The sequence below is a fragment of the Longimicrobium sp. genome (assembly GCF_036554565.1).
Classification (GTDB): Bacteria; Gemmatimonadota; Gemmatimonadetes; order Longimicrobiales; family Longimicrobiaceae; genus Longimicrobium.
The window spans coordinates 1-7856 of record NZ_DATBNB010000468.1; the positions used below are offsets into that span (position 1 = coordinate 1).

The 7856-nt window shown below is 71.1% G+C and carries 7 protein-coding genes; 1 reads left to right on the forward strand and 6 read right to left on the reverse strand.

The window, feature by feature from the left end; all coding sequences use genetic code 11:
• A partial coding sequence (locus VIB55_RS12835) for a TonB family protein (RefSeq protein WP_331877046.1) occupies positions 1–674 on the reverse strand: 674 nt, incomplete at its 3' end.
• Positions 675–901: 227 nt separating this feature from the next.
• On the opposite strand from VIB55_RS12835, the gene VIB55_RS12840 reads away from it, so the two are divergent.
• Positions 902–2362, forward strand: a complete 1461-nt coding sequence (locus VIB55_RS12840) for a hypothetical protein (protein WP_331877047.1) — start codon at positions 902–904, stop codon at positions 2360–2362.
• Between the two features lie 143 nt (positions 2363–2505).
• Here VIB55_RS12840 and VIB55_RS12845 read toward each other — a convergent pair whose 3' ends face one another.
• From VIB55_RS12845 to VIB55_RS12865, 5 genes are all read right to left on the reverse strand, one after another.
• Positions 2506–3480: a TonB family protein gene (locus VIB55_RS12845; RefSeq protein WP_331877048.1), complete on the reverse strand. Its 975-nt coding sequence runs from the start codon at positions 3478–3480 to the stop codon at positions 2506–2508.
• Between the two features lie 168 nt (positions 3481–3648).
• The gene (locus VIB55_RS12850) at positions 3649–4746 is read right to left on the reverse strand and encodes a hypothetical protein (protein ID WP_331877049.1); all 1098 of its coding nucleotides are present in this window, start codon (positions 4744–4746) and stop codon (positions 3649–3651) included.
• Between the two features lie 86 nt (positions 4747–4832).
• A complete protein-coding gene (locus VIB55_RS12855) occupies positions 4833–5645 on the reverse strand; it encodes a hypothetical protein (protein WP_331877050.1) in 813 nt (270 codons plus the stop codon).
• Positions 5646–5718: 73 nt separating this feature from the next.
• Entirely contained in the window at positions 5719–6054 is a 336-nt protein-coding gene (locus tag VIB55_RS12860; protein WP_331877051.1) for a hypothetical protein, read from the reverse strand.
• 107 nt (positions 6055–6161) lie between these two features.
• On the reverse strand, positions 6162–7856 hold a 1695-nt coding region (locus VIB55_RS12865), incomplete at its 5' end, for a DNA polymerase domain-containing protein (protein ID WP_331877052.1).

Consider the following 7856-nt stretch of genomic DNA (forward strand, 5'->3'; position numbering starts at 1 on the left):
GGACGAAACCGTACGCTGCGTATGACGCGAAGGCTGGCCTCGTTGAACCCTGGATTGGTGGATGACGTGATCACCACCTGCTCCGGGACGCCCTCGGTGCTCACCCGCATGCGAACGACGACGGTCCCGCGTGCCTCACCCGCCTTGAGCCTCTCCGGATATTCGCGGTTCATCGCGATCCTGAGCGATTGCTCGTTGAGCAGTGTGGGCATCCGCGCGACGACGTCGTCCTTCGGAGCAGGCGGGGCGTCGACCTCGGGCGCCTGCGGGGCCGGCGCGGGCACCTGCCATTGGATCGGGAGCTCCACCCGTACGTTCACGGGCCGGCCATCCACCTCCGCGGGCGCAAATCGCAGCACGGAGAGCGCCGCCAGCGCCGGCGCATGGAGCGCGCTGTCGGTGCTGGCGATGATGTTGAACTCCCTCCCGGTGCCATCCACGTCCACGATGAAGCGCACGTGCACCGACGGAGCGACGCCGGCAGCCGGGGTGCCCCCCGGATACGACGCAGCCAGGGCGGCGGTGAACTCGTCCACGTTCAGGGGCCGCGGCAGCACGGTCACGGACTGTGCTTCGTAGACGGTGTCGGCGGGCACCGCCGGTGTGCCCTGTCCAAACGCGGGCAGCGACGCGAAACCGAGCAGGGCGCCGACGACCGGGACCTTGATGTTCATCGTGAGTGCTTGCGGAGAGTGGGAGGGGCGGATGATCGAAGATATCACGCGCCACGCGTTCCATACAGCCAAGGTGCGTCCCACGGGCAGCGGAGCAGGATCGCACCGCTCGCAACCGGACTTTCTTGCTGTCCGGAGTGCGGGAGCGTACGATGGGGAGCCCCCCGCCTGACCAGCGTGTGCGCGCACGTCGATCCGCCTATGCACCTCCCACCTCCAATTCGCCGGTGCCTGACGACGATTTGACCATCTTCCCCGTCGAGAGAGGCGCGGACGACGAATCCCGCATCGGCAAGCTGACCGGCGCGGCGGCAGGGGTTTCCCGGCGGCTCGCGCAAGAGGCCGAGCGAGCGGCGAACGTCGGGCGGGGCGTCGCGAGCGGGATCGGGCAGCGGGCGCAGCGGGTGTGGGTTCCCGAAGATCCGGACGTGATCCTCGCCTCGCCCGCGTTCTCGCCGTTTCCGGCGAGCGGCCCGGCCGTCGAGATGCTGAGCATCGCGTGGCAGGCAGATGCGCTGCTCGGGCTGTCCGCGCTCGGCGTAACCGTGTGCGAGCGCGAGATCATCACCGTCACCCGGTCCGTGTTCCACGACGGCCTGCGTCACCAGGAACTCAGCCGGCGGCTGTTCGGCGCGGACTATGACGCGATCCACCGCTGGATGGACACCGTGCCGGGCAGCGGCATCCGGGGCGGCGGCATCGTGCACCGGCTGCAGCACGGGCACGACCTCGCGGCAGTGCAGCAGGTGTACGACCAACACGGGCTTACCGGGGCGCTGGTGTGGATGCAGCACGTGGGGCAGGACCTGGCCACGCCCACGGGCATTCCCATCCCCATCGGCGGGCCGAGCCTGAGCTCGTGGCTGGTGGAGACGGGCCGTGCCAGCTCGGGGAAGGCGGCGCTGATGCTGTCGTTCAACGCGGCGGAACTCGCGGCGACGGTGCTCGGCGGCGCGTTTGCGCTGCGCCTGGCGACCCTGGCCGCGGAGGTCCGGCGCAAGTGGCAGGTCGCCCGCCGGTGTGCCGCCGCGAGCGATGCATGGGCGCGCGGCGACCTGGACGCGGTGGTGGCGCACTACAGCGAAGCACGTGCGCTCTCCAACGACGATCCCACGATCCTCATGGCGCTGGGCTGGGCCTACGCGCAGATGGGCCGCCCCGCCGCCGAATCGTTCCTGGCGTTCCGGGCCGCGGCGATGGGGCTGGCGAAAGAGGACCAGGTGGCGGTGGTGGATGGGGCGACGCTGAGCCTGCGCGGGCTGGCCTACATGCTCGCCCTTTCGCAATCCGTGCAGGTGCTGGAGGAAACCGACCTGCGAGGCGCGTGGCGCTCCGAGCTGGACCGCATGCTGCGCGGCGCCATCACCGCCTTCGAGCAGACGGCGCTCACTCTTGCGGATGGGCCGAGCGTGCGCGTCCTCGATCGGGAGATGCCGCTATCCCGCGAGCGGCCGCTCTCCGCCGCGGCCAACTACTACCTCGGCGCGCGGCTCGCGCTCTCCGCCCCCTTCCTCGCCTCGTCGGCCGAGGCACCCCGCCTCGCCGCGCGTGCGCTCCAGATGCAGGCCCGGGCCGCGCGCGCCCATCCGCAGGCTGCCGCGCAGGTCGAGTCGTCCGCCGCTCGTTGGCGAGTGGAGCTGAGCGGAGTTGGGATCGGCCCACCCGTCCTGGCGGAGCCCGCATTGTAGGCGCTGGACCTCATCCAGCAGGTTGCGGGGCCGCCCTCACGGTGACGGTCACGTCGGAACACTGGACGTCCAGCTTCAGCTAAAGAACGAAGCGCCCGCCGGGATGGCTCCCGGCGGGCGCTTCATTTTCCCTGTCCCGTAGCCTACCGCGTCGGGGTGTCCCACTCGACGGGGAGCGCAACCCGGACCGCCACCGGCCGCCCGCCCACCTGCCCCGGCTTGAACCGCAGCCCCTGCAGCACCCGTAGCGCCGGCTCGTGGAGCTCGGGGTGGCTGGCTTTCACGACCCTCACGTCGCCCGTGCGCCCGTCGGCGTCCACCACGAAGCTGGTCATCACCCGGCCGGAAGCACGCGCGTAGCGCAGCACCGCGGGAAGGTCGTACCGGGCGTCGGCCAGCGCTTCCGGATTGAGCAGGTGCGGCTGGACGTCTACCTCCGCTTCCTCATAGACGCGCGTGCTGCCGAACGCATCGGCCGGCTCCCGAGCGGCGCCGCGGAACAGCCCGGCCACCCAGGCGAGGGCGACGAGCAGAAGGGTTGCGGCGACCCCGGCCGCCATCCACACGAAGCCGTTGACGCCGGTGGACGGCGCTCCGGGCGCGGAAGGTGTGCCGGATCCTGTCGGCGGGCCTGGCGCCGCCGGCCACGAGGGTGTCGCCGAATCCGGCCGCGGCCCGCCGGTATCCAGTGGTGGCGCCGAACGGGACGGCGGCGCTCCAGCCGGCTCCCGCTCGATCTGCCACTCGATGGGCAGCTCCGCCCAGACGGGGACTGGCCGGCCGTCTACCTCGGCAGGAGAGAAGCGGAGGCGCGACACGGCCGCAAGGCTGGCGGCGTCGAACAGGCGGTTGGTGCTGCTGGTGATTTCCAGGCTGCTGACCGACCCGTCCGTGTTCACCCTGAACCGTACCTGCACCGAGCCGGTCACCCCCGCGTCGCGCAGCGCTGGCGGATACAGGCGCTCCAGCTCTGTCTGCAACTCGGCGACGTTCAGCGGGCGGGGCGGGACCGTGACGGCACTCAATTCGTACGCAGCTTGATCGTCGGGCTGCGCGGCGGCCGGCAGCGCGGACAGGAGTGCCAGGGCCAGAACGGGCAACAGGTGGCGCGATCGCATCTGCGTTGGTGTACGGGTGGAGGTGAGGGGTTGAGGTTGCACCCTCGCCCGCCCGGCGTCAACGGTCCGATCCGCCGCGACACCCCGAGCTTGATCGTCTACCAACAAAGCGAAGCGCCCGCCGGGATGGCTCCCGGCGGGCGCTTCGCTTTCCCTGCCCGGCGGCGGCTACAGGGTCGTGCCGCCCGTTCCGAACCCGCCGGTGCCAGAACCGCCAGTGGCGCCGCCGACTCCTCCCGCGGTGCCGCCGCCGGTACCGGTCCCCGTCGAGCCGTACCCACCGGTGCCGGTCGTGCCCGTGCTGGTGGTTCCGCCGCCCGAGCGCGAGGTGCCGCGCTCGTAGCCGCGGCGCGCGAAGTCACGCAGCGAGTCGTAGCTCGCGGCGCGCGAGCCGCTGAAGCCGCTGCGCAGGTGCGGCTCCACGTCGTCGAAGCTGCGCCCGGCGTACTCCGGGTTTCGAGCCGCGGCGTAGCCCACCACGTAAACCGTGCGCGCCCGGTCGTACGGCACGCCCGTGGTGCGCACCGGGTGCGACTCGTAGTACGTGCGGCACTCCTGCTCCTCCTCCTCGCTGATGTCGCGGAGGCTCTCGTACAGCTTGCGGCCGGCCCACCAGCCGCCCGCCGCCAGCGCGATGCCGCCCACGATCATCTTCCAATCGTAGGCGTGGGCCGCAAAGCCGCGGATGCGCTCGAAGCGGCCTTCCTTGTCCTCGCCGTAGTCGCGGCGGATGTCCACCTCGACCTCGTTGAAGTCGCGGCCCGAGTACGTGGGGTTGGCCGCCGCGCGGTGGCCCAGCTCGTACCCGGTGCGCGCCTCGTCGTACGTGGACGGACCGGTGGCGGGGGTGGCCGGTACCGTGGCGTAGTGCCGCTGGTACGTCGTTTCGGCGGTCCCGAAGTCGTCTTCCGATCCGCCGAAGCTCACGGTGCCGGACGCGCCGCCCAGGTCACCACCCGACGATCCCAGGCTGCCCGTGGTGCCACCCAGGCCGCCGCCGGTCGATCCCGCCCCGGTCGATCCGCCGAGGCCGCCGGTCGATCCGCCGAGACCGCCCGTCGAGCCGGCGCCAGTCGAACCGCCGAGCCCACTCCCCGTCGAGCCGCCCAGTCCGCCGGCCGATCCAGCGCCGGTGGAGCCACCCAGACCGCTGCCCGTGGACCCACCGAGCCCACCGCCCGCGCTTCCACCCGTCGAGGCGCTCAGGTCTCCCGAGCTGCCGGAAGTACCGCTGCCGAAGCCACCGTCGTTGCGATCTTGATCCATACGTCCGTCTCCTTGCTAGGCGTTGACCAGAGCGCCGGAGCGAACGCATTGCCTATGCCACCTCGGCCCGAGGTGAGTGCCGCCGGTTATTGGAGCCGCTCGGAGACCGCTGCTTCGACGGCGGCGAGAGTCGCGTCATCGACGGGGGTCGGATAGACATGCTCGATTTGGCGGGGCAGCCAACGCGCGGGATCGCGGTGCATCCGCCATTCTTCGGTGAACGTATTCAACAAGGGTACGTCGAGGACGTGTCCGGCCCATTCGGGGGGCAACTGCCTCAGCCACGCAGCGGTGCCATCCGCCGGCCGAATGAGGCCGCCCTTTGGCTCAAATGTCGCCGCCGATACGGCGGGGCCGGTGAAGACTCGCAGATCGAGAACGGGGACGACCGTCTGAAGGCGGCGCGCCCGGCTGTACTCGTGACGGGTAAGTACAATCCCGAAACTGTAGCCGAACTCACGCTCCATCGGTCGCGTCAACCGGACGAGAAATCCGCGGATGCTCTCGCCCTTGGTACCGGGACCCGTGCCCTCTCCCATTCCCAGTGCGGTGTGCAGTTGCGCGCGAACCGCTGCCCGATGGCGGGACAGGTTGTCTGACGCGGTCGAGAAGTTACTGGAATCTTCGACGAGGATCGAGGAAACTTCGATGTAGCTCGCGTCCTGCCCCGGCAGCCGCAGCTTCTTCGTATCCGGCACGATGAATTGCGTCGCGCCATGGGCCACCTCGGTCGACTTGGTCGTCATCAGGGCCAGTGTCGCGGCGTCTCCGGGAACCACGCGGTTCAGCAGGTAGAACGGTCGCCAAGGCTTGCTATCGGGGACGTTCCGCCGCCATCTGGGCACGTCGAAGACGTACCCGGTCGGCCACGCCTCGCCCGGGCGTGCGATTTTCGACATTGGGGTAGGCTTGGATGTACAAAGGGCCGGAATCCAGTGATCCCAGCCCTCGAAGAACGGTGGCGTGGCGCGTTCAGTATTGGCGCTGTCGATTCAGGAGCGCACGGCTGGCGCGGCCTGCGTTTTTCTGCGCCTCGAAAAATGCCTCCATGTCCTCACCGGGGAGGGCGAAGGTCTGCTCCGCCGAAACGTCCGATCTCGATCCGGCACGCCGGGCAATCCTCACGTAAGCCCGCTTGAGCACGTGCGAGGCGCCTCCCAGGACTTTTTTGCCATGGTTGGCCGCAGCGCGGCCGCCCGTTACGACTCGACTGGACGTAAACCGCTTCACGCGTTTCTGCACGGCGGGTTCGGCTGTCGCCACGTCCCAACTGCCAGGGTGCGTCTCAGGACCTGTAATCTTGGCCACTCGACCTCCTTTCTCCTGGTGAAACGTACACGCTGGACTCGCGCCGGTCAAGCTTGAAATCCCGCCCCGCCGCGGTCGCTCCGTCCTCCGATTCCGACCGCTCCGCATCAGCCAGGGGCCGCGAGCGTCTGCAGCACGGGGCGCATGGCCGCGGTGGATGGCGCGAAAAGGGACAGCTGGTCTGCATCCGCGAAGACGGCGGCGAAGTCGGCGGGGGTGAGCGCGCGGGCCAGGCGCGCCGCGAAGGTGGTGCGGAGGACGCGTGCGTAGTGCGCCACGTCGTAGTCGCGCGGGTCGGCGGTGGAGGCGGGGTCCTCGTCCGCCGAGGGGACCACCGCCGCCCCGCCGCCCTGCGTGCGATACACCCGCACCCGCTCGCCGACGCGCCACGCCGTCCTCCCGCTGGCCAGCAGCGCCTCGTACGCCAGTTCGCGGCGGGCCTCGCGCGTCTCGGCGTAGCGCGCGGGCGACTTGGTCAGCCGCACGCGAGACGACACGTCGAAGGTAGGCAGCTCGCGGCGGCGGAGTGCGCCGAGGGTGGCGAGATACGTGTCGCGCACCCCGCCGACGTCGCCCGCGAACAGCTTCATCAGTGCGGCGCGCAGGAACGCCTCGCCGTACGGCTCCGCGCGGCTGGAGCGGAAGGCGACGCCGCGCAGCGTCAGCGTGCCGTCGTATCCCAGCAGCGCGTAGTTCTTGGGCTCGTGCGAAAGCATCGCCGCGTAGCGCCCGTCGAACTCCAGCTGCACCAGCGGCGGCAGCAGCGTGGCGACCTCGGCTACCACGCGCCGCTCGTCGGCCTCCATCCATCCCTCGGGGACGGCGAAGTACACGCCGTCCGTGTCGGCTTCCAGCAGCGTCACCCCGCGCGCGGCCAGCTCGCGGCACATCATCCCCAGCATCTCGCGGCCCCGGCGCGTCACCTCGTTGGCAGCGTGCACGTCGGCGAAGCGCGTCAGCTCGCCGCCCGCAGCCAGGTAGCCGTACGCGGAGTTCACCAGCAGCTTCATGGCCGCGGACATGGCCTCGTGCGTGTGGCGCTCCGCCGAGCCCGGGGGCGCCGCGCGGCCGCGGGCCTTGGCGGCCAGCCGCTGCTCCACCAGCCGGTCCACCAGGGCCAGAAGCGCGCCCACGGAGTCGCGCGCCGGGCCGATGCGGTAGGCGCGCATCAGCGACGGGTACAGGCTGGCGACGTCGGCCTTGACCACGCGATGCGCCACGCCGGTGGCGAACAGGTGGAGCGCGGCGCCGCTGTGGGGGGTGCCGTCCCCGGGCTGGTGCGCAGGAAGCGCGGCGCCGGCGCGCAGGTAGGCCCTCACCAGCAGCGGGTCGATGACCCCCGTCGCGGGCCCCGCGTCCGCGAGCCGCTCGTACCGCCGCGGGGCCATCCGCGCCAGCGCGAACGCGGCCCCGCCCAGCAGGTGCGCCAGGCCGGCCACCTCTTCCACGTCGTCCGTGGCGTAGCGGCGGATGCGCTCGGGGTCGGTGCGATAGACGGTGTAGATCTGGCTCCCCGGCACGTACTCGCGGTCCGGCGCGGCGATGCCGAGGTGTCTCGCGACGACCTTGAGGCCGTACCCGGGCAGGTCGCGGGTCGAGTGGTCGTGCCGCCGGACGGCGTCCAGCGTGTCGATCAGCTCGCGCCCCGGCGCCAGGAAGCGGACACGTCGCGAAGCATCGCGCGAATCCACCGTCCCGCGCCGCGCCGCCCGCTCGCGCAGTCCGAATCCGCCCAGCCGCCCCAGGTCGATCCTCACGCCCAGGCGGCGCGCGCGCGTGGCGAGAAAGGGCAGGTCGAACCC

Bases quoted from the DNA above. Each gene is read 5' to 3' on its own strand.
- VIB55_RS12845 (WP_331877048.1), bottom strand. From the start codon at position 3,480: ATGCGATCGCGCCACCTGTTGCCCGTTCTGGCCCTGGCACTCCTGTCC.
- VIB55_RS12850 (WP_331877049.1), bottom strand. From the start codon at position 4,746: ATGGATCAAGATCGCAACGACGGTGGCTTCGGCAGCGGTACTTCCGGC.
- VIB55_RS12855 (WP_331877050.1), bottom strand. From the start codon at position 5,645: ATGTCGAAAATCGCACGCCCGGGCGAGGCGTGGCCGACCGGGTACGTC.